Raw genomic sequence first — 22,625 nt, 5'->3', positions numbered from 1 at the left:
ACGTCAGCATCAACAAGTGCAAGTACATCAGCAAGCACGTCAGCATCAACAAGTGCAAGTACATCAGCAAGTACATCGGCTTCAACAAGCGCAAGCACGTCAGCAAGTACATCGGCGTCAACGAGCGCAAGTACATCAGCAAGTACATCGGCGTCAACGAGCGCAAGTACATCAGCAAGCACATCAGCATCAACAAGTGCAAGCACGTCAGCAAGCACATCAGCATCAACAAGCGCGTCGACATCAGCAAGCACGTCAGCATCAACAAGTGCAAGTACATCAGCAAGTACGTCAGCATCAACAAGTGCAAGTACATCAGCAAGCACGTCAGCATCAACAAGTGCAAGTACATCAGCAAGTACATCGGCGTCAACGAGCGCAAGTACATCAGCAAGCACATCAGCTTCAACAAGTGCAAGCACATCAGCAAGCACATCAGCATCAACAAGCGCGTCGACATCAGCAAGCACGTCAGCATCAACAAGTGCAAGTACATCAGCAAGTACGTCAGCATCAACAAGTGCAAGTACATCAGCAAGCACATCAGCAAGCACGTCAGCAAGTACATCGGCGTCAACGAGCGCAAGTACATCAGCAAGTACATCGGCTTCAACAAGCGCAAGTACGTCGGCTAGCACATCGGCTTCGACAAGTGCAAGTACATCAGCAAGTACATCGGCTTCAACAAGCGCAAGCACGTCAGCAAGCACATCGGCTTCAACGAGCGCAAGCACGTCAGCATCAACAAGCGCAAGCACATCAGCAAGTACGTCAGCTTCAACAAGTGCAAGTACATCAGCAAGTACATCGGCTTCAACAAGCGCAAGCACGTCAGCAAGCACATCGGCTTCAACAAGTGCAAGCACATCAGCAAGTACATCGGCTTCAACAAGCGCAAGTACATCAGCAAGCACGTCGGCATCAACAAGTGCAAGTACATCGGCTTCAACGAGCGCAAGTACGTCAGCAAGCACATCAGCAAGTACGTCAGCGTCAACAAGCGCAAGTACATCAGCAAGTACGTCAGCGTCAACAAGTGCGTCTACTTCAGCAAGTACGTCAGCATCAACAAGCGCAAGTACGTCAGCAAGCACATCAGCATCAACAAGCGCAAGTACGTCAGCTTCAACGAGCGCAAGTACGTCAGCAAGTACGTCAGCATCAACAAGCGCAAGCACATCAGCAAGTACGTCAGCATCAACAAGTGCAAGTACATCAGCAAGTACATCGGCTTCAACGAGCGCAAGTACGTCAGCAAGCACATCAGCAAGTACGTCAGCGTCAACAAGCGCAAGTACATCAGCAAGTACGTCAGCGTCAACAAGTGCGTCTACTTCAGCAAGTACGTCAGCATCAACAAGCGCAAGTACGTCAGCAAGCACATCAGCATCAACAAGCGCAAGTACGTCAGCTTCAACGAGCGCAAGTACGTCAGCAAGTACGTCAGCATCAACAAGCGCAAGCACATCAGCAAGTACGTCAGCTTCAACAAGTGCAAGTACATCAGCAAGTACATCGGCTTCAACAAGCGCAAGCACGTCAGCAAGCACATCGGCTTCAACAAGTGCAAGCACATCAGCAAGTACATCGGCTTCAACAAGCGCAAGTACATCAGCAAGTACGTCAGCATCAACAAGCGCAAGTACGTCGGCTAGCACATCGGCTTCGACAAGTGCAAGTACATCAGCAAGTACATCGGCTTCAACAAGCGCAAGCACGTCAGCAAGCACATCGGCTTCAACGAGCGCAAGTACATCAGCAAGCACATCAGCTTCAACAAGTGCAAGCACGTCAGCAAGCACATCAGCATCAACAAGCGCGTCGACATCAGCAAGCACGTCAGCATCAACAAGTGCAAGTACATCAGCAAGTACGTCAGCATCAACAAGTGCAAGTACATCAGCAAGCACGTCAGCATCAACAAGTGCAAGTACATCAGCAAGTACATCGGCTTCAACAAGCGCAAGCACGTCTGTTGTTACAAGTAAGGGAATGCCTGAGAGCTTATCACTTGATAGCTTAGATATCGATAGCGTGATAACATCGGATTCAATTAGTACATCTGCATCACAATCACTATCATTATCAACAAGCATTAGTCAATCAATGCCTCACTCAACTTCAACAAGTGCAAGTGCTTCAACATCAACGATTCATTCGACTTCAGCTAGTCAAGCTCCTCAAACTGAAACCACTAAGGCTCGTAAGCAACTTCCAAATACTGGAACAACAGCTTCAGCTACAAATGCTCTTCTCGGAGTTGTAGCAGGTCTAACAGGATTAGGTTTAGTGACTAAACGTCGTAAGCGTGACGATGAAGAATAAGTCTTGTTTTAGATAGCCTAAAATAGACTAATTAGGTAGTCGTAAAACCTCCAAAAGTTTTAAGCTTTTGGAGGTTTTTATGTTCTTTAAAAGTGGGATTCTATGCTTGTCATGATTTGTGAAATGATCTAAAAAATGGTATAATGTATAGTATAAATTTTAAATAATAAGAGCTTTCACTTTTATACAAATTGATAATAAATTAAATGAGAATTAAGGAAAAAGGAGTAGTATTGGAACATCTAATTAGTGTTGTTATACCTGTGTATAATGTGGAAAATTATTTGGAAGAGTGCATTCAAAGTGTTCTGAATCAGACCTATACAAATCTGGATATAGTTCTAGTAAACGACGGTTCTACAGATGCTTCAGCGGAAATATGTGATAGATTTGCTGAATTGGATAGTCGAGTTCGTGTATTCCACACAGAAAATGGGGGTGCGGCTCTGGCTAAAAATTTCGGTGTTACTCAAGCACTCGGGGAGTATGTCCTTTTTGTAGACTCAGATGATATCGCTGAAAAAAGAATGGTAGATACTTTGCACAGACAAGTGGAAGAGACAGGAGCAGATATCGTAATCGGCAATTATTTTATTTATGATGAGAATGATGGACAGTGTAAATTCTATGTACTAGAAAGAGATTTTTGTATTGAAGAATTATCAGCTCAAGAATTAATTAATCGTCAAGCAGGTTATTGGCATCTAAATGCTTCGGCCTTTATTATGCCTGTGTTTAAGCTATTTAAAAAAGACTTGCTATTGCAAGTTCCATTCACTAATGGTCGGCGTTTTGACGATGAGGCAACTATTCATAGGTTGTTTATAAAAAGTCAGAAAACAATTTTTGTAAACGATAATCTTTATATCTATCGTGTTAGACAAGGCAGTATCATGACTTCGCAATTTGATATATCTTGGGTGCAGGATATCTTGCAAGTATTTAGTTTAAAACTTGCAGATCTTGTTCTTGCTGGTATTGATACCAGTGTTATGAGAACTCGTTTTATAAATATTCTGAATGAATATAAATACTTATGTGAAGCTTATAATTTGACAGATACTGACGAGTATAGAGAGATTTTGTTTAGATTAGATTTGTGTAAGAAATAAGAAGTAGCTAGGGAAGTTATCTAGGATTATAGTAGAAAAATTGAAATCATATTGTGTCATTGATGATTAAAGGGGGAAGATGTATTTGAATGTTCCGATTAATTTTAAGGGAAATTATCACCATATTGAAATCTCAGAAGGTGCTCAGCTTCAGATTGGTCATGGGGTGGTGATGCGCTCCTTTACTAGTCTAGAAGTGTCAACGGAAGGGACTTTAGTGATTGGAGATAGAGTTTTTTTTAATGATCATTGTTCGATTCGTTGCTTGGACAAAATTACTATTGGGCATGATACTATGTTTGGGGATGGGGTGCGTATTTTTGATTTTAATCATAAGTTTAATAATTATAATGTATTTAAGACATCAATGAGTAGTTCACCGATTCATATTGGACGAGATTGTTGGATTGGAGCTAATACGGTTATTCTTAAAGGTGTCACTATAGGTGATAATGTTGTTATCGGGGCGAATTGTCTGATTTATCAAGACATTCCTGACAATTCTATCGTTACTCACAGTGAGCAATTAAATATCAAACCGAGATATGTTGCAAAGTATCATGCTTTTGTTTATACTTATTCAGATCAGTTAGAAGGTTTGGAATATTTATTGAGTAGTTTACCTGAAGTTGATTTTCATATTGCGGCACCAACGAATGTATCAGACTATCTAAGAGGTTTTGAACGATTTAGTAATTTTCAACTGTACGAATATTGCCAAACAAGAGAAGTTTCTGATCGCATTTTAGAAATGTCTGATTTTTATTTAGATATCAATCAGTGGGATGAGGTTGATGATATTGTAGGACGTGCTTTGGAAAGAGGAAAACCAATCTTTGCATTTGAGAATGTAGCTCATAGAACGAGTGAGAAAATTCAAGTGTTTGGACTAGACGATAAAAATAAAATGGTTGCGGCAATTCGTCGACAATTAGAGAAAGATGAGAATGGAGACTAGGGATGGAGAATAGTAATATACAATCAAAAAATCCCATCGTACTTGGAGCCGACAGCAATTATATGGATAAGGTAGAAACGACGGTAAAGTCGGTTTGTAGCCATAATAGGGATATAAGATTTTATATTTTTAACAGTGATTTTCCGACAGAGTGGTTTCAATTAATGAACAAAAGACTATCTGTATTAAATTCGGAGATAATAAATATAAAAATAACGGATGATACAATCAGTCGCTTCCATCTTCCTACGCCCCACCTTAGCTCTGCGACTTACCTTCGATATTTTATTCCAAATTTTGTTTTTGAAAAGAAGGTCCTCTATCTTGATAGTGACATTATCGTAACTTCTAGTTTGACAACATTGTTTGAGCTTGATTTGGATGGTTACCCACTTGGGGCTGTTCCAGATATTCCTATTAGTAATGAGGAATTCAATGCAGGTGTACTACTAATTGATACGGATATGTGGCGTGATGAAAATATTTCCAGACAGTTGTTTGAATTAACTATAGCTCATCATGAACATGTATATGGAGATCAGGGGATTTTCAATATACTGTTTAAAGATAGATGGAAACGTTTGGATCTGACCTACAATTTACAAGTAGGTCAAGATGCCCATAGACATTATTTGAGAGATTTTGGCTGGTACGAATTATTTGATGGTATTCCTAATATTATCCACTACACGACGGAAAATAAACCATGGAAACATTTTCGCTTTAATCGTTTTCGAGAAATTTGGTGGTTTTATTATGGCTTGAATTGGAATGATATCCTCTTGGATTCTTATGTCTTGCAAGAACAATTCGAAAACTTGGTTTCACCCATCTCCCAACATGTAAGTATTTTTACCAATACAGGAGACATCGAGAGTATAGCTTATTTACTTGAAAAATTACCAGATGTCCAATTTCATATTGTAGCTCCAACTTATTTTTCACCTAATATTATCGAATTGCAACGCTATTCAAATTGTTACATTTATCCATGTGCTGATCCTAAAATGAAGCGAGACATCATAGATAAAACAGATGTCTATCTAGATATTAACTATGGACCAGCTATGGACCAAGTGCTACAGGAGATTGTACGACAAGGTAAGACGATCTACTCATTTGATTCTACCAACCATTTTTCTAACGGAGAAAGCACGATCTTTACAGTTGGTGAGGTAGATGAATTGATTCGAAAAATAGAAGAAGGTGGAGATAGGAATGCATCAAAAAGTGATTGCTCTTGGAGCTGATATTCATTACCTTGATAAGGTAGAAACCGTGATAAAGTCAGTATCGGTTCATAATCATAAAGTGAAATTTTATGTGTTTAATGACGATTTGCCTAGTGAATGGTTTTTGTTGATGAGAAATCGTCTGAAGATTATTGGTTCTGAGATTGTCAATGTCAAAAAAACAGTTCATAATCTTCGCGATTTCCACTTGCCGAATGCAATCCTGTCCTATGCGGCTTTCTTTAGATATTTCATTGCAGATGAAGTGCTAGAAGATAGGGTTCTCTACTTAGACTCGGATACGATTGTCAATGCAAAACTAGATAACTTATTCTACTTGGATTTACAGGGATACGCTATCGCAGCTGTTCAGGATTTTGATCAGAGTGGTTGGTTAACAACCTTTAATTCAGGTGTGATGGTGATTGATGCAAAGAAATGGCGAGAAAATCGGTTGACACAAAGTCTGCTAGAGTTGACTGCCCAACACCATGAACATGTCTATGGAGACCAAGGGATTCTCAATATGCATTTCGGCGATCAGTGGCTACATTTGGATAAAGAATACAATTTCATGGTTGGTTTGGATCAATTTCTCCATTTAAGTGGGAATGGGGAATGGTATCAGTCTCACTATTACGGAAATTGTGAACCAAAGATTATCCACTATACTTCAGAGTTTAAACCATGGACTCATCTAACTTTGACTCGTTTTCGTAAATTGTGGTGGTTTTATTATGGTTTGAATTGGAATGATGTATTGTTAGAAACAGATATTATCAGACGTTCATTTGCAGAACTGGTGAAGGCTCCCTTATATCATACTTGTATTTTCACAAATAGTGCTGGTTTAGAATCAATAGAATATATATTATCCGAATTGCCAGAAGTTCATGTTACAATATTGGCTCCAACAGATTTTGCTGAGAGCGTAGTTGATATGCAACGATTCTTGAATCTTTCAATTTATCCAAACTTTAGTCCTTTTAACAAGAAGGAAACCTTGGATAAGATGGATTTCTATCTGGATATCAATCATGGTGGCGTTGTAGGGACTATTATCGAAGAAATTCATGATAAAAACAAACCAATCTTCGCTTTCGACACTACCAGTCATGACTCAAGTGGCAGAAGTCAGATTTTTTCATCTGCTGAACCAGAGAAAATGATAGACGGAATTCGAAAATTTTTAGGAGAAAAAACTGAATGGAAAATGAATTGATTAGTATTATTGTTCCCATTTTTAACGTGGAGAATTATCTTCGAGAATGTTTGGATAGTATTCACCATCAAACCTATAAAAATTTCGAATGCTTGTTAATCAATGATGGCTCTCCAGATAATTCAGCAGAGATTTGTAGCTAAAGATTCACGTTTTCGCTATTTTGAGAAAGAAAATGGGGGCTTATCATCAGCTCGGAACTACGGTATTGATCGTGCAGAAGGATCTTTTGTCACTTTTGTAGATTCGGATGATTGGTTGGAATCTACCTGTCTAGAAATTTTATCCGAGAAAAAGAATCAATATGATGCAGATATTGTAGTATCTTGTTACTGTATCTATGATGAGGAAAAGAAAATGTACCTTTTCTTTACATACGGGGAAGAATATGACAAAGTTTATAGTTCGAAAGAACTGTTAGAAATTCTACCTGTGCTAGAGGGGAAAACGTTAAGTTTTCAAACTTCTTGGGGAATTCTATTTAAGAAAGAGTTGTTTGAACATGTTTCTTTCCCAGTTGGAAAATTAAATGAAGATATTGCGACAAATTATAAGTGTTATATGCAGGCAGAGAGGATAGTCTATACGCACAAAAATACTTACTGCTATCGTCTAAGGAGTACAAGTATTTCTCATGAATCATTTACAGAAAAAATGATGCGGGATGATCACGATGCTCGCATTGCAAGAATTGCCTTATTAGCATTAAAAGACTATGATATTAGTCATTATTTGACGCAACATAAACAGTATCTGAAAGCTTGGCATCGTATGGCTCTGGAAAAAGGTCTTGCTGAAAGCGGAGAGACTCGTCGTATGGAGGAATTAGATTATCTTCTTTCTGAAGAAGACTAACCATCCATTTTTTACTGGCAGGTTAGTCGCAGTGGAGCTAAAGTCGTAGTAAAATACGAAAGCTATGTTTTTCTTGTGATTCTGTGATAGTAAGCGGGATTCCAAGGAGAAGAAAGTGATGAACTTTTATTAGGCAGTTTTAAAATAAGAACAGAGATAAAAGGATTTATATGAAAGCAATTGTTCTTGCTGGAGATAAGAATTATCTTACTCCAATGCTTACGACGATAAAGTCTATTTTGTATTATAATCAACAGGTTAAAATTTATATTCTGCATCAGAATATTCCTAGTGATTGGTTCCATGAACTTAAAATTCAAGTGGAGAAGTTAGGAAGTATTGTAGAGGATGTTTATATTGGTGATACGATTGATTCTGAGTGGAAAACTCGTGCGCACATTTCACCGATAGCTTATGCTCGATACTTAATTCCACGCTTGATTACAGAAGCGAGAGTAGTCTATTTAGATAGTGATATCATTGTCCATGGAGATTTGAGTCCACTATTTGAATTAGATTTAGGTGACTACTCTTTAGCAGCAGTGAGAGATGCGGATGGAAACGGGTTTAACTCCGGGATGTTGGTCATTGATAGCCCAAAGTGGAGGGAGAAGGATATTACCACTATGCTGTTTGATAAGACAGTAGAGTATATGTCAGGTATTGAACAAGCTACTCCTGAAGGCTTTAATGGAGATCAGACGATCTTTAATTTGGTTTTTCAACATCGTTGGTTGGAGTTGGATAAAAGTTTCAATCTTCAAGTAGGCCATGATTTGGTTGCTTTTTATAGTCACTGGGATTCACATTTTGAATTGGATAAAGAACCACTTATTATCCATTACACAACTCATCAAAAACCATGGAAGACGTTAATTGGTTATCGTTACTGGGATTTATGGTGGGCTTTTCGAGATGTTAGTTATAATCAGATTGCTGCCTATTATGTAGGACATTTTACCATTAAAAGAGTTTATGAACGCCACGATACTAATCTGTTTATATTTACAGATAGTCAGGATTTACTCTATATGGAGGAATTGGTTCAGTCACTTCCAGAGGTTGCTTTCCATATTGGTGCCTATACAGATATGGGGGACATTCTTCTGTCTTTTGATCAGTATCCAAATGTTTACTTGTACCCGAATATAGTAGGAGTAGTGATTGATGAGATGATTGAGAAGTCAGATGCTTATCTGGATATTCATAAAGGAAGTCCGATGGAATTTATTGTCAACCGCTATATCAGTGCAGGAAAACCGGTATTGACTTTTGATGTGACCAATAAAAATCAGTTAAAGAGAACAGTGGTTTCTTCTCAATCTTCTCTGGAAATGATAGAAGCCATTAAAGAGTTACAGAGAAAAAAAGTTGAAAAAAAAGCAATTGCATTAGCTGCTAATTATCAATCTGCTGATCAGGTGCTAACGACAATCAAATCAGTCTGTTGTCATAATCGAGGGCTTCGTTTTTATCTGATTAACCGCGATTTTCCGACAGAATGGTTTTATAATCTTAATCGTAAATTAAAGAAGCTAGACTGTGAAATCGTCAATGCCCGTATTAATGGTTCCCATCTCAACCAATATGTGACAAATGTTCATAAAGAAGTATTTTTACCTTGTTTTATTTCGGATTTTGTTGAGGAAGATAAGGTCCTATACCTGGACGGCGATTTGGTTGTCACAAGAGACCTAAGTTCCCTGTTTGCTGTCGAATTGGAAGATTATCCCTTGGGTGCTGTTAAAGATTTGGGTGGACAAATTTATTTTGGTCAACATATTTTTAATTCAGGTGTGATGCTAATCAATAACCGTCTTTGGAAACAAGAAGAAATACGCAAGCAGCTAATTGAAATGACCAATGAGTTGCATGACAAGGTTGTTCAAGATGTTCAAAATATCTTGAATATCTTATTTAAAGACCATTGGTTGACTTTAGACTTTAAATATAATTGCAGTACCTTGCACATGCATTTTTCAGATTATCGACCAGAACCTGGGACTTATCCACCGATTATTCATTATTTGACAGAGAGAAAACCATGGGGATTGTATGAACGTTCCATCTATCGGGAAGTTTGGTGGTATTACAATGCCCAAGATTGGTCGGACATGAACGAGGTAACTCCTTATTTGACACAAGAACAGGTGAATCAGTACACAGGGATTCAACATTCAGCTCTAGTCTATACCTTCTCAAGTGACTTGAGAAATATGATCTACTTGATTGAAAATCTACCAGATGTCAAGTTTTATGTAGCTGCCCCAGTCATGGTAGCTGATAGTATTACAGCTTTACTAGCCTACCCCAATGTCTCTGTCTTATCGGATATAGCTGGGCAACCAGTTTTGATTGATAGTTTAGTTGAAGGCTGTGACTTCTTACTGGACATTAATGCTGATATCGAAGTTGACGGGATCGTTGGTCGTTTCCAACAAGCAGGAAAACCAGTATTTGCTTTTGAAAGTGTAGCCCATGGTGAGCAAGGTCAGTTCCTCTATGATCAAGGGCGTCCGGAAGAGATGGCTCTAGCTATTGAAGCCTACTGTCAAAATGGAGAGCTACCTGTAAAAAAGCTTCAATCCTATCCAAAGGTACTGGATATACAGCAGAGTCTTGATTATATACTAGAACGCCATTCTTCTGTTATTCGCTATGGGGATGGAGAAATGGATATTATGATGGGACATGGGATTCCTTATCAAGGCTATGATGAGACATTGGCAGAACAGCTTAGAAGTATGATTCAACTGGAAAGTTCTCCAGAATTGCTGGTTTGTCTTTCTGATGTTTTTGAAGGCTTGGAACGCTACAATCCCGAAGCTGTTAACTTTTGGCAAAAGCATTTAGAGCATTATCAAGAAGCTTACCATAATTTATGTACAGCAAGTTTCTATGGTTCGACTTTTATATCTCGTCCTTATATGGACCTCAAAGACAAGTCAGCTTCAGTAGCTCACTTTGATAAATTAAAGAAACTTTGGGATAAACGAAACATCTTGATTGTCGAAGGTGAAAACTCACGTTCAGGGGTGGGGAACGATCTTTTTGATAATGCTCAGTCTGTTGAGCGTATCATCTGCCCTTCTAGAAATGCCTACAGTAAGGTTAAGGATATTCAAGAAGCGATTGAAAAGCATGCGACTGGTAAATTAGTATTCTTGATGCTTGGTCCTACAGCCAAGGTTTTGGCTTACCATTTAAGCAAAAAAGGCATACAAGCGATTGATTTAGGTCATATTGATTCCGAATATGAGTGGTTTAAGATGGGAGCAACTTCAAAAGTAAAATTCTCACATAAGCATACCGCAGAGCATAATTTTGATCAAGAAATTCAGCTAATTGAGGATGAAATTTATAATAAGCAAGTAGTCGTAAGGATTTAAATAGGATTATGAAGATAAATATTACAAATATTTACGGTATGTCTGGTCAAAGTACAGCCTTAATCGCCCAGAATGAAACCGTTAAAATTGCAAAAAAATTAGACTTTCATGAACTGAGCTTCTACTTTTACAATATTTATAGCGATAGTGAAGGAGAGTTGAACAGTCGCTTAGATGGTGTTTTGGCTAAGTTGGGATATGGAGATATTGTTGTTTACCAATCTCCTACATGGAATGGTAGAGAGTATGATCAGGCTTTTATTAGAAAATGCAAGATTTTAAATACGAAAATCATTACCTTTATCCATGATGTCCCACCCCTTATGTTTCCATCCAATTATTACTTGATGCCTGAGTACATTGAGATGTATAACCAATCAGATCTAGTAGTTGTTCCCTCAGAGAAAATGAAGGAACGCCTGATTCAGGAAGGCTTGACAGTTGAAAAAATTCTTATTCAAGGGATGTGGGACCATGTTCATGACTATCCTTTGAGACAACCTGCTTTTCAGAAAAAACTATCTTTTGCGGGTAGTGTGGAGCGTTTTGAACATCTGTCTAACTGGTCTTACTCAACTCCTCTCGATATTTTTTCAGAATCGAATCAAGAGAATCAGAACACTGCAGTTTCCTTTAAAGGCTGGAAAACAGATCCAGAATTGCTTTTTGCTTTATCAGAGGGTGGCTTTGGCTTGGTATGGGGGACCAGTGAAAATCCTGCTGATGAGGAAGACTATTATCGCTTGAATATCTCTCATAAAGTCAGTACCTATCTTTCTGCAGGGATTCCAGTAGTAGTGCCATCCTATCTCTCAAATGCTAATTTCATAAAAGAAAAAGGCTTGGGTTATGTAGTAGATAGTTTGGAAGAGGCCAATCGTCTAGTAGAAGAAACGACAGCAGAAGCTTATCAACACATGGTTGAAAATGTATATAAAGTTAGTTATGCCTTGAAACAAGGTTACTTTACAAAAAAACTATTAATTGATGCAATTGTGGATGTTTTAGATATGTAGGTAGGATACGGTTCAGAAAGACTATTTCAGTTAAGAAAATTGATTTATAGATTTATTATAATCAAAATGACTTCATTTTTAACAAAGTTAGGAGAGTAACTTGAAGAACAAATTGAACTCGGTAGTTGTAAAACGGGGTATGTTGACGATAGGATTTTTATTCGTTTACGTTTTAGGGAGCAGATTGATACTTCCTTTTATAGATATGAATAGTAAAGATTTTTTGGGTGGAGCTACTGCTTATTTAGCTTTTTCTACAGCAGTAACAGGTGGGAATCTTAGAAGTTTATCTTTATTTTCAGTGGGTTTATCTCCGTGGATGTCTTCTATGATTTTATGGCAGATGCTCTCATTTTCTAAAAAATTAGGTTTGGCATCTGGAACTATAGAAATTCAAAATAGAAGACAGATGTATTTAACCTTGTTTATTGCATTGATTCAATCTTTAGCTATTTCATTAAATTTACCAGTTCAATCAAGCTTTCCGACTGTCTTAGTTATTATTCTCAACACTTGTCTTCTGATAGCAGGAGCTCTTTTCTTGGTGTGGTTATCAGATTTAAACGCTCAACTTGGAGTAGGTGGTTCTATAGTTATTTTACTAGCTAGTATTATTTTAAATATTCCACAAGACATTTTAAGTACATTTCAGCTTGTTCGAATTTCTATGGGAATGATACTATTTATTGTATTGATTAGTATTTTATTAACTTATATGATGGTTCTCATGTATAGAGCGCGTTATCGTATAGCGGTTCATAAAATTGGCTTACGCAGTCGTTTCAAGCGCTATTCTTATTTTGAAATAATGTTAAATCCTGCTGGTGGAATGCCGTTTATGTATGTGATGAGCTTTTTAGGTTTGCCTACCTATATCTTTTTATTATTACAGACACTTTTTCCTCGAAGTTCAGTCTTCTCTGAACTATCAGCTCAATATGGAGTTGGAAAACCATTATGGATTTACTCGTATATTGCCATGATTTTTTTATTTAGTATTGCTTTTGCTTTTGTCAACATGAGTGGTGATCAAATATCGGACCGCATGAAGAAGTCTGGAGAGTATATATATGGAGTTTATCCAGGAGAGGAAACAAGTCGTTTTATTAATCGATTAGTTTTTAGATTTTCTCTTATAGGCGCTTTCTTTAATGTGATTATGGCAGGTGGTCCCATGCTTTTTGTTTTATATGATGAAAAGTTATTAAGATTGGCCATGATTCCAGGTTTATTTATGATGTTTGGTGGTATGATTTTTACAGTCAGAGATGAAGTGAAAGCTCTGAGATTAAATGAAACTTATAAACCATTGATTTAGGAGGATATCATGTATTATTTTATTCCAGCTTGGTATGGTTCAACACGTCAATGGCATGCTGATTTGATTCCATGGTATTATTCACATTTTAGATTTGAATTTGATGATACTTTCAATCAAATCAGGCTTTTTCAAAGGCAAGGGATACAATCCAGGTTATTAGTATTAGCCTATCAGCCACACCTACGTTATTTTTTACATAGACATGGTGTACTAGAGACAGAAGTCTATTCTATATTTGATGATTTGCAAGACTTTCATGATTTACATACCCAAGTTCTTAATATTAGAGATATAGAATGGGATAGTGATTGTCAATTTCTTTATAGTCCATTTGCAATCATAGTACAAAAAAATGGTAAAAAGTATGCAAAAGTAGAACATGGAGTAGAAGGCTTTATAAGCGATATCCAATATTTTGATTTCGATGGGCAAATAAGTACACATTATATAATGGACGATCGTGGCTTTGTGTCTAGTGTCATTTATTTTGATAATGGGCAGCCTACCTATCAAGACTATTTAGATCCTAAAGGTATTTGGCGATTTAGGGAGTATTTAAATGAGGGAGGCCGAGTAGAGGTAAATCCAATATTTGGTTACCGTTTTAAACAGCTTTACTACACTGATATGAGTCAACTAATCGCAGAATATTTTGATAAATACCTGCAAAAGAAACAGGAAAAACAGGATATTTTCATTATTCCTTCTCATTCTAATCATGATCAATTTCTTTTAAGTTGTCTACCAAGTGATACCGTTAAAATTTTGAGTCTCTTTATCAATCGGAATTCACAGAACACCTTTAGAGAGTTATCAGTATCAATTGATCGAGTTAGCTTAGTCTTAGTGGATAGAGAGGATAGTTTACAACTCTTGCAGGACCTGTATCCTGAACTATCGGATAAATTTCATCATCTTTCTCCTTTTGATACGCGTTTACGACTAGGTCGAAGTCAGACTCGAAAAGAATCTATTATTTACTATCAACTTGATTTCAATGAAGAAATTGATAGGGAAGCATTGACTCAAGTTATGTTATTTATTTCAGAAACTAAAAATACAGAAATTATTTTCGGAGCTTTCTCTGCTAGTCAGGAACAAATGGAAGAGGTGGAATCTCTTGTCAATGAAATTATTCAGGCCCAAATTCATATTGATAGCTTAGAAAAAGGTTTAGACTATGGAGACGCAGAAAATCATTTAGAAGAAAATCAAGAGCAGGAGCTACGTTTTCAATTTGTCAATATGAATGATGAGTTGGATCTTATTAAGACGCTCGAGTTTGTTCGTTTGATTGTGGATCTTAATAAACAACCCCATCTCTATACTCAAATCGCAGGTATTAGTGCGGGAATTCCTCAGATTAATCAAGTTGAAACAGTCTATGTGGAGCATTTGAAAAATGGTTATTTGATTTCAGATGTGACAGAATTTTCCAAGGCTGCACATTACTATACAGATAAACTAAAAGAGTGGAATCAAGCCCTAGTATACTCTATTGATAAAATCAAAGAACATACTGGACAACGATTCTTAGATAAATTGCATCGTTGGCTTGAGGAGGTTACAGATGTCAAAGGACTATAAAATCCTACAAATAGGGATTGATAATTGGGCTCATCATTATGAAATTCCTGAAAATATGGATTGGTATTATTTTTGCCCCAACTCACCGCTAGCCCTCCGTAAAATGATGGAAATGGATAACATCACAAATTTTCATGCAATTTTGGTAGAGGATGGTCAGCATATAAGAGATTTAATGCCTTTTGTACACCATATCGAACCCTATACTTTACTTTATAGTCAAGATTTTCAAACGACAGATTTGGGTATTCTTGATTGCTTAAAAAAGCGGTGTGCTCAGGCTGTAGATTTCTCAGATCCTCAGCAATTATTAAATGATTTATCCACTTCTCTCTTTGGTGGGGGATATGGGGATAAATTATTTCCATCAACGATACAAATTCATCCCTCTTTTGATGGTTCTATTTCCTATCAAGGATTTGAACATGTGACTTTAGAGGGAAATTTTAGTGATACTTTTTCTCAAGTTGCCTATTGGAGATATAATACTATGGTTAGTGAAAATGCTCCTATTGAATTGTGGTTAGAGTATGAAAAAAAGGGGGATTGTGAGTTTAGATTAGTGATCCGGAAACTATGGGCTGGATCAGTTGATGACTTTTTTGAAGAGGAAATTTATAACGAGGCTGACCTTCAACAAGCTATTGTTGTGGATAGCAAGGAAGCAAATTTTTATATAACGGTATCTATTGAAGCACGTGGTAAAGGGAAAATTCAACTAGGGAATTTGCACCAACGTTGGAGTCGCAAGCAGTTTGGGAAATTTGTTCTTGGTGGTAATATCTTACATGACGAAAGTCGTGATGAAATAAACTATTTCTTCCACCCAGGTGATTTTAAGCCACCTTTAGCTGTGTATTTTGCAGGTTTTCGTCCTGCAGAGGGCTTTGAAGGATATTTCATGATGAAAAATTTAGGATGTCCTTTTCTTCTTTTTTCAGATCCTCGTTTGGAGGGGGGAGCTTTTTACCTTGGTAGTGAAGAATTAGAAAATAAGATTAAGGAAACAATTCAATACTATTTAGACTATCTTGGTTTGACTTCTAAAGATTTAATTTTATCAGGTTTATCAATGGGAACTTTTCCATCGCTCTACTATGGGGCAGCCTTTGAACCGTCTGCAGTTATTGTTGGGAAGCCATTAGCTAATATTGGAACCATTGCAAAACGAGGTCGTTTAGATGCACCAGGAGTATTTAATACTAGTTTTGATATTTTGAGGCATCAGACTGGAGGAGTTGGTTATCAGCATATGGATGATCTAGACCGACGTTTTTGGGATATGTTTAAAAAGGCTGATTTCAAACAGACGACTTTTGGACTTTCCTACATGAAAGATGAAGATATGGATAGTAACGCCTACGATCAGTTAGTGGAACATCTTTGTTATACAGGTGCTAAAATTTTATCCAAGGGAACAGCAGGCCGACATAATGATGATACAGATACGAATGTGGCTTGGTTTTTACATTTCTATCATATTATTTTGGAATCGGATTTTAGAAGAGGTGTTCAATGATCATTAAACAAAGACAGGAAATTAATTGGGGTGAACTAGGAATGACATTTATGTATGGAACTATGATTAAGTATCATTCAAACTACCATTTGAGTTTATCCAACTCTTTAGTACCATCAGGAGAAATCTTAAAAACATGGTTTTCCAGTATGAACTATCAAGCCTCTAGAACTCAACCAAGTCTACCTTTGCTTAAAAGAAAATGTAATTATCAATTATGCATGAATTTTGATTGCAATCCTAGAAATAGTATATATATAAAGATTTCTTTTTTGGATAGATATGGGGATGTTATTGAAGAGAAAATCGAAAAAAAGAAAGTCTTTGATTTTACCTATCCTGAGGATACCTATATATACCAAGTCTCTCTTCTAAGTGCTGGATTTGAGTCCTTAGACTTCTATTCTTTTTCTATTAAGGAGATGAATCGTGTTTAAAGGTTTTTATCAAGATTTTCAACTTAGAAAAATCAAAAGGATATTAAAAAAGATTAATTCTCTTAAAGAAAAGATGGAATCTTTATCAGACCAGGAATTAGCGGCAAAGACAGTGGAGTTCCGTCAACGTCTTGCTGAGGGGGCCACTCTAGATGACCTATTGGTAGAAGCTTTTGCGGTTGTGCGTGAAGCAGACAGACGCATCTTGGGAATGTTTCCCTATGATGTTCAAGTTATGGGAGGAATTGTTATCCATCAGGGAAATGTCGCTGAGATGAATACAGGTGAGGGGAAAACCTTGACCGCTACTATGCCTGTCTATCTTAATGCCCTGACAGGCAAAGGAACGATGCTGATTACAACTAATGACTACCTAGCCAAACGGGATGCTGAGGAGATGGGAGAAGTTTACCGCTTCTTAGGATTGACAATTGGAGTACCTTTTACAGATAATCCTAGAGTGAAACTGACATCAGAAGATAAAAAAAGAATTTACGCGTCAGATATTATTTATACTACTAATAGTAATTTAGGGTTTGATTTTTTGAATGATAATTTAGCTTCTAATCAAGAAGGTAAGTTTTTACAACCTTTCAATTATGTTATTATTGATGAGGTTGATGATATATTACTAGATAGCGCTCAGACTCCTCTTATTATCTCGGGTTCTCCTCGCGTTCAGTCTAATCACTATGGCATTATTGACACGCTTGTAACGACTTTGGTTGAAGGCGAGGATTACATTTTTAAAGAGGAGAAAGATGAGATTTGGCTGACTACTAAGGGGGCTAAAGCTGCTGAAAGCTTTTTAGGAATAGATCATTTGTATAAGGAAGAACATGCGGTTTTTGCTCGCCATTTAGTTTATGCGATTCGAGCCCATAAACTCTTTACTAAAGACAAAGACTATGTCATTCGTGGTAATGAGATGGTACTGGTTGATAAGGGGACAGGGCGTCTAATGGAGATGACCAAGCTACAAGGCGGCCTCCATCAGGCTATTGAAGCGAAGGAGCACGTCAAATTATCTCCAGAAACGAGAGCTATGGCTTCTATCACCTATCAGAGCCTTTTTAAGATGTTTAATAAGATATCTGGTATGACAGGGACAGGTAAGGTTGCAGAAAAAGAATTTATTGAAACCTACAATATGTCTGTAGTACGCATTCCAACCAATCGTCCTAGACAACGGATTGACTATCCAGATAATCTCTATGTCACTTTACCTGAAAAGGTGTATGCATCTTTAGAATATATTAAAAAGTATCATAAAAAGGGGAATCCCTTACTCGTTTTTGTCGGCTCGGTTGAAATGTCTCAGCTTTATTCGTCACTCTTGCTCCGAGAGGGAATTGCCCATAATGTCCTAAATGCTAATAATGCGGCGCGTGAGGCTCAGATTATCTCCGAGTCAGGTCAGATGGGGGCTGTGACAGTGGCTACTTCTATGGCAGGACGTGGAACGGATATCAAGCTTGGTAAGGGAGTTGCAGAACTTGGGGGCTTGATTGTTATTGGGACAGAGCGGATGGAAAGTCAACGAATCGACCTGCAAATTCGTGGACGTTCTGGCCGTCAGGGAGATCCTGGTATGAGTAAGTTTTTTGTATCCTTAGAGGATGATGTTATTAAGAAATTTGGTCCATCTTGGGTGCATAAAAAATATAAAGATTATCAGGTTAAAGATATGACTCAACCGGAAGTATTGAAAGGGCGCAAATATCGAAAGCTAGTTGAAAGGGCTCAGCAGGCAAGTGATAGTGCTGGCCGTTCGGCGCGTCGTCAGACTCTAGAATATGCTGAGAGTATGAATATTCAACGGGATATGGTCTATAAAGAAAGAAATCGTCTAATAGATGGTTCTCGTGACTTAGAGGATGTTGTTGAGAAAATCATTGCTAGCTACATAGAGCAAGTGACCTCTTCAAGTTATGAAAGCCGAGAGTTACTCTTCCACTTTATCGTGACTAATATTAGTTTTCATATTAAAGAGGTTCCAGACTATGTAAATGTGACTGACAAAACTGCAGTTCGTAATTTTATGAAACAAGTGATTGATAGAGAACTTTCTGAAAAGAAAGAATTGCTTGAGGAACATGGCTTGTATGAACAGTTTTTACGACTTTCTATGCTCAAGGCTATTGATGACAACTGGGTAGAGCAGGTAGACTATCTACAACAGTTATCTATGGCTATCGGTGGTCAATCTGCTAGTCAGAAAAATCCAATCGTAGAGTATTATCAAGAAGCCTATGCAGGCTTTGAAGCCATGAAAGAACAAATCCGTGCGGATATGGTGCGTAATCTCCTGATGGGCTTGGTTGAAGTCACTCCCAAGGGTGAGATTATGACTCATTTCCCATAAAAAGAGGAAAATATGACAATTTACAATATAAATTTAGGAATTGGCTGGGCTAGTAGCGGTGTTGAATACGCCCAAGCCTATCGTGCAGGTGTTTTTCGGAAATTAAATCTGTCCTCTAAGTTTATCTTTACAGATATGATTTTAGCCGATAATATTCAGCACTTAACAGCCAATATTGGTTTTGATGATGATCAAGTTATCTGGCTTTATAATCATTTCACAGATATCAAGATTGCACCGACTAGCGTGACAGTGGATGATGTTTTGGCTTATTTTGAAGGTATAGAGGAACGAAGGGAAAAAAATGGCAAGGTTTTACGTATTTTCTTTTCTGACGAAGACAAGTTTATCACTTGTTATTTAGTAGATGAGAAAAAGGATCTTGTTCAACATGTAGAGTATGTATTTGCAGGTAATCTTGTACGCAAGGATTACTTCTCTTACACACGCTATTGCACAGAATATTTTGCTCCTAAGGACAATGTGGCGACACTCTATCAAAGAACCTTCTATAATGAAGATGGTACTTCTGCTTATGATATGTTCATGAATCAAGGGACTGAAGAAGTCTATCGTTTCAAGGATCGAATTTTATATGGGAAGCCTGCCTTGATACGTTATTTCATGAAGACTCTTCGTTTAAGTAAATCAGATCTAGTGATTTTAGATCGTGAAACAGGCATTGGGCAGGTTGTTTTTGAGGAAGCGCAAGCGGCGCATCTAGCGGTAGTTGTTCATGCGGAGCATTATAGTGAAAATGCTACAAACGAGGACTATATCCTTTGGAACAACTACTATGACTATCAGTTTACCAATGCAGATAAGGTTGATCTTTTTATCGTTTCAACGGATCGCCAAAAGGAAGTCTTAGAGCAACAGTTTGCTCACTATACTACGCATGTTCCTAAGATTGTAACCATTCCAGTTGGAAGTGTTGATGAATTAACAAAACCACAAGAGAGTCGTAAACCATTTTCTCTCATTACAGCTTCTCGTCTCGCCAAGGAAAAACACATTGATTGGCTTGTGAAAGCTGTGATTGAAGCTCATAAAGAGTTACCGGAACTAACTTTTGATATTTATGGGAGCGGTGGAGAAGATTCTCTTCTTCGTGAAATTATTGCAAATCATCAGGCTGAGGATTATATTCAGCTCAAGGGGCATGCGGAACTTTCGCAGATTTATAGTCGGTATGAGGTATATTTGACAGCTTCTACTAGCGAAGGATTTGGTCTGACCTTGATGGAAGCTATTAGTTCAGGTTTGCCATTGATTGGCTTTGATGTTCCATATGGAAATCAAACTTTCATTGAAGACGGTAAAAATGGCTACTTGATTCCAAGCTCATCTGACCATGTGGAGGATGAAATCAAGAAAGCTTATGCAGAAAAGATTTGCCAACTTTATTTGGAGAATCGTTTGGAAGGTATGAGAGAGAAGTCATACCAGATAGCAGAGTCATTCTTGACTCAAGAGATTCTAAACACATGGGAAGAAACAATCAAGGAGGTAGTGGATGATTCAGTTATTTGATATATATAATCAAGAAAGCCAAGATTTGAACTATAGTCTGACTGAAGCTGGACTGTCTGATTTGGCTGTGGTTATTGAACCAGACGGATTCTTACCGGATGGAGTTGTCTCCCCCTTTACCTATTATTTGGGTTATGACAGTGGTAAACCTTTATACTTTAACCAAGTTCCTGTTCCAGCTTTTTGGGAAATTTCAGGAAATAATCAGTCTGCTCGTATTGAAGATATGACACAGGAGAGAGCCGTCATTCATTTTGCAGATGGTTTACAGGCGCGTTTGGTAAAAAAAGTCGAATGGAAAACACCAACAGGTCGAATTTTTCAAGTAGATCACTATAATCGTTTCGGGATTTGCTTTGCTAAAACCACCTATGATGTTTCTGGTCAAGCTATTATGACTTCCTATCGGGACGTAGATCAAAAGGAAGTTATTTTGGAAAACCATATCACAGGTGATATTCTTTTTACCTTAGAAGGACAAGGCTTGCGTCATTTTTCTAATCGAGTAGCTTTTATCATAGATTTCCTACAAGGTTTGAATGTGAATCTTGACCACATTATCTTTAATAGCTTATCTACCTCGTTTTTGACATCTTTCCATTTTCCGGATAAATCAGGTCATGATATCCTGGTTTGGCAGGAACCTCTCTATGATGCCATTCCAGGCAATATGCAGTTGATTTTGGAAAGTGATAATGTGCGTACTAAGAAAATCATCATTCCCAATAAGGCGACTTATGAGCGCGCTTTAGAGTTGACTGACGAGAAATACCATGATCAGTTTGTGCACTTGGGTTACCATTATCAGTTCAAACGCGATAATTTCCTAAGACGAGATGCCTTAATCTTGACCAATTCCGATCAGATTGAGCAAGTAGAAGCAATCGTAGAAGCCTTGCCTGATGTTACCTTCCGTATCGCAGCGGTGACAGAGATGTCTTCTAAGCTTTTAGACATGCTTCGCTATCCTAATGTGGTCCTTTATCAGAACGCTAGTCCACAGAAGATTCAGGAGCTCTATCAATTGTCGGATATTTACTTGGATATCAACCATAGCAATGAGTTGCTACAGGCAGTGCGTCAGGCCTTTGAGCACAATCTCTTGATTCTTGGATTTAACCAAACGGTGCACAATAGACTCTACATCGCTCCTGATCATCTATTTGAAAGTAGTGAAGTTTCTGCTTTGGTTGAGACCATTAAACTGGCCCTTTCAGATGTTGAACAAATGCGTCAGGCACTTGGCAAACAAGGCCAACATGCAAATTATGTTGACTTGGTGCGATATCAGGAAACCATGCAAATTGTTTTAGGAGGCTAACATGTCAGACGAAGATTTATTTTACAAAGACGTTGAAGGTCGCATGGAAGAGTTGAAACAAAAACCTATCAAGAAAGAAAAAGAAACCCGAGGGGAAAAGATTAGCAAGACTTTTTCACTTTTACTGGGATTAATGATTCTGATTGGTTTGCTCTTTACTTTGCTGGGAATTTTGAGGTAGGCCTATGATTGACATACTGATTGTTTTAGCTATTGTCCTATCTCTCGCTTTGATTGTATTGGTAACCATACAACCCCGTCAAAATCAACTATTTTCCATGGATGCCACTAGTAATATTGGTAAACCAAGTTACTGGCAGAGCAACACCTTGGTAAAGGTGCTCACCTTATTAGTGAGTTTGGCCTTATTCGTTTTACTATTAACCTTTATGGTAATAACTTATAAATAAAAGAAAACTTCAGATATTCACCT

At 37.7% G+C, this 22,625-nt stretch carries 17 protein-coding genes and 1 pseudogene; 17 read left to right on the top strand and 1 reads right to left on the bottom strand.

What is annotated here, in order from left to right:
- Positions 1 to 2,096, bottom strand: a 2,096-nt coding sequence (locus B7695_RS11815) for a hypothetical protein (RefSeq protein ID WP_239822276.1), incomplete at its 3' end; no start/stop codon positions are given.
- Between the two features lie 10 nt (positions 2,097 to 2,106).
- Here B7695_RS11815 and B7695_RS11810 point away from each other — a divergent pair.
- The 17 genes and pseudogenes from B7695_RS11810 to asp5 all read left to right on the top strand — a co-directional run bounded on the left by B7695_RS11810 (position 2,107) and on the right by asp5 (position 22,602).
- Positions 2,107 to 2,325 (top strand): LPXTG cell wall anchor domain-containing protein, encoded by a 219-nt coding sequence (locus B7695_RS11810; protein ID WP_419991789.1) that lies wholly within the window; start codon positions 2,107 to 2,109, stop codon positions 2,323 to 2,325.
- 233 nt (positions 2,326 to 2,558) lie between these two features.
- A complete protein-coding gene (locus B7695_RS07710; protein ID WP_084890891.1) occupies positions 2,559 to 3,437 on the top strand; it encodes a glycosyltransferase family 2 protein in 879 nt (292 codons plus the stop codon).
- Between the two features lie 79 nt (positions 3,438 to 3,516).
- Positions 3,517 to 4,395: an acyltransferase gene (locus B7695_RS07705; RefSeq protein ID WP_084890881.1), complete on the top strand. Its 879-nt coding sequence runs from the start codon at positions 3,517 to 3,519 to the stop codon at positions 4,393 to 4,395.
- Positions 4,396 to 4,397: 2 nt separating this feature from the next.
- Positions 4,398 to 5,645, top strand: a complete 1,248-nt coding sequence (locus B7695_RS07700) for a glycosyltransferase family 8 protein (protein WP_084890879.1) — start codon at positions 4,398 to 4,400, stop codon at positions 5,643 to 5,645.
- Complete coding sequence (locus B7695_RS07695) at positions 5,614 to 6,849, top strand: glycosyltransferase (RefSeq protein ID WP_084890878.1); 1,236 nt, start codon at positions 5,614 to 5,616, stop codon at positions 6,847 to 6,849. Before B7695_RS07700 ends, B7695_RS07695 begins: the two co-directional genes overlap by 32 nt.
- Positions 6,834 to 7,704: pseudogene (locus B7695_RS07690) on the top strand (glycosyltransferase family 2 protein). Before B7695_RS07695 ends, B7695_RS07690 begins: the two are co-directional and overlap by 16 nt.
- 170 nt (positions 7,705 to 7,874) lie before the next feature.
- Positions 7,875 to 11,093 carry an SP_1767 family glycosyltransferase gene (locus B7695_RS07685; protein WP_084890877.1) on the top strand — a complete coding sequence of 1,073 codons (3,219 nt, stop codon included), beginning with the start codon at positions 7,875 to 7,877 and terminating at the stop codon, positions 11,091 to 11,093.
- A gap of 8 nt (positions 11,094 to 11,101) precedes the next feature.
- Positions 11,102 to 12,109 carry a sugar transferase gene (locus B7695_RS07680; protein WP_084890875.1) on the top strand — a complete coding sequence of 336 codons (1,008 nt, stop codon included), beginning with the start codon at positions 11,102 to 11,104 and terminating at the stop codon, positions 12,107 to 12,109.
- Positions 12,110 to 12,209: 100 nt separating this feature from the next.
- Positions 12,210 to 13,427 carry an accessory Sec system protein translocase subunit SecY2 gene (gene secY2, locus B7695_RS07675; protein ID WP_084890873.1) on the top strand — a complete coding sequence of 406 codons (1,218 nt, stop codon included), beginning with the start codon at positions 12,210 to 12,212 and terminating at the stop codon, positions 13,425 to 13,427.
- Positions 13,428 to 13,436: 9 nt separating this feature from the next.
- A complete protein-coding gene (asp1, locus tag B7695_RS07670; protein ID WP_084890871.1) occupies positions 13,437 to 15,017 on the top strand; it encodes an accessory Sec system protein Asp1 in 1,581 nt (526 codons plus the stop codon).
- Positions 15,001 to 16,536, top strand: a complete 1,536-nt coding sequence (gene asp2 / locus B7695_RS07665) for an accessory Sec system protein Asp2 (protein ID WP_084890869.1) — start codon at positions 15,001 to 15,003, stop codon at positions 16,534 to 16,536. The genes asp1 and asp2 overlap by 17 nt, the downstream gene beginning before the upstream one ends.
- Positions 16,533 to 16,973 carry an accessory Sec system protein Asp3 gene (gene asp3, locus B7695_RS07660; protein WP_084890867.1) on the top strand — a complete coding sequence of 147 codons (441 nt, stop codon included), beginning with the start codon at positions 16,533 to 16,535 and terminating at the stop codon, positions 16,971 to 16,973. The genes asp2 and asp3 overlap by 4 nt, the downstream gene beginning before the upstream one ends.
- Complete coding sequence (gene secA2, locus B7695_RS07655) at positions 16,966 to 19,338, top strand: accessory Sec system translocase SecA2 (RefSeq protein ID WP_084890865.1); 2,373 nt, start codon at positions 16,966 to 16,968, stop codon at positions 19,336 to 19,338. Before asp3 ends, secA2 begins: the two co-directional genes overlap by 8 nt.
- Before the next feature lie 12 nt (positions 19,339 to 19,350).
- On the top strand, positions 19,351 to 20,871 hold the full coding sequence (gene gtfA, locus B7695_RS07650) for an accessory Sec system glycosyltransferase GtfA (protein ID WP_084890862.1): 1,521 nt from the start codon (positions 19,351 to 19,353) through the stop codon (positions 20,869 to 20,871).
- Positions 20,855 to 22,192 (top strand): accessory Sec system glycosylation chaperone GtfB, encoded by a 1,338-nt coding sequence (gtfB, locus tag B7695_RS07645; RefSeq protein ID WP_084890860.1) that lies wholly within the window; start codon positions 20,855 to 20,857, stop codon positions 22,190 to 22,192. Before gtfA ends, gtfB begins: the two co-directional genes overlap by 17 nt.
- A 1-nt stretch (position 22,193) precedes the next feature.
- Positions 22,194 to 22,373, top strand: a complete 180-nt coding sequence (gene asp4 / locus B7695_RS07640; RefSeq protein WP_001278708.1) for an accessory Sec system protein Asp4 — start codon at positions 22,194 to 22,196, stop codon at positions 22,371 to 22,373.
- A 4-nt stretch (positions 22,374 to 22,377) separates the two neighbouring features.
- Positions 22,378 to 22,602 (top strand): accessory Sec system protein Asp5, encoded by a 225-nt coding sequence (gene asp5 / locus B7695_RS07635; RefSeq protein WP_000565445.1) that lies wholly within the window; start codon positions 22,378 to 22,380, stop codon positions 22,600 to 22,602.
- Positions 22,603 to 22,625: the final 23 nt, after the last annotated feature.

The organism is Streptococcus mitis, from assembly GCF_002096845.1.
Taxonomy (GTDB): domain Bacteria; phylum Bacillota; class Bacilli; order Lactobacillales; family Streptococcaceae; genus Streptococcus; species Streptococcus mitis_A.
Note: the sequence above shows the minus strand (reverse complement) of the source record. Positions and strands in the feature narration are given on the sequence as shown.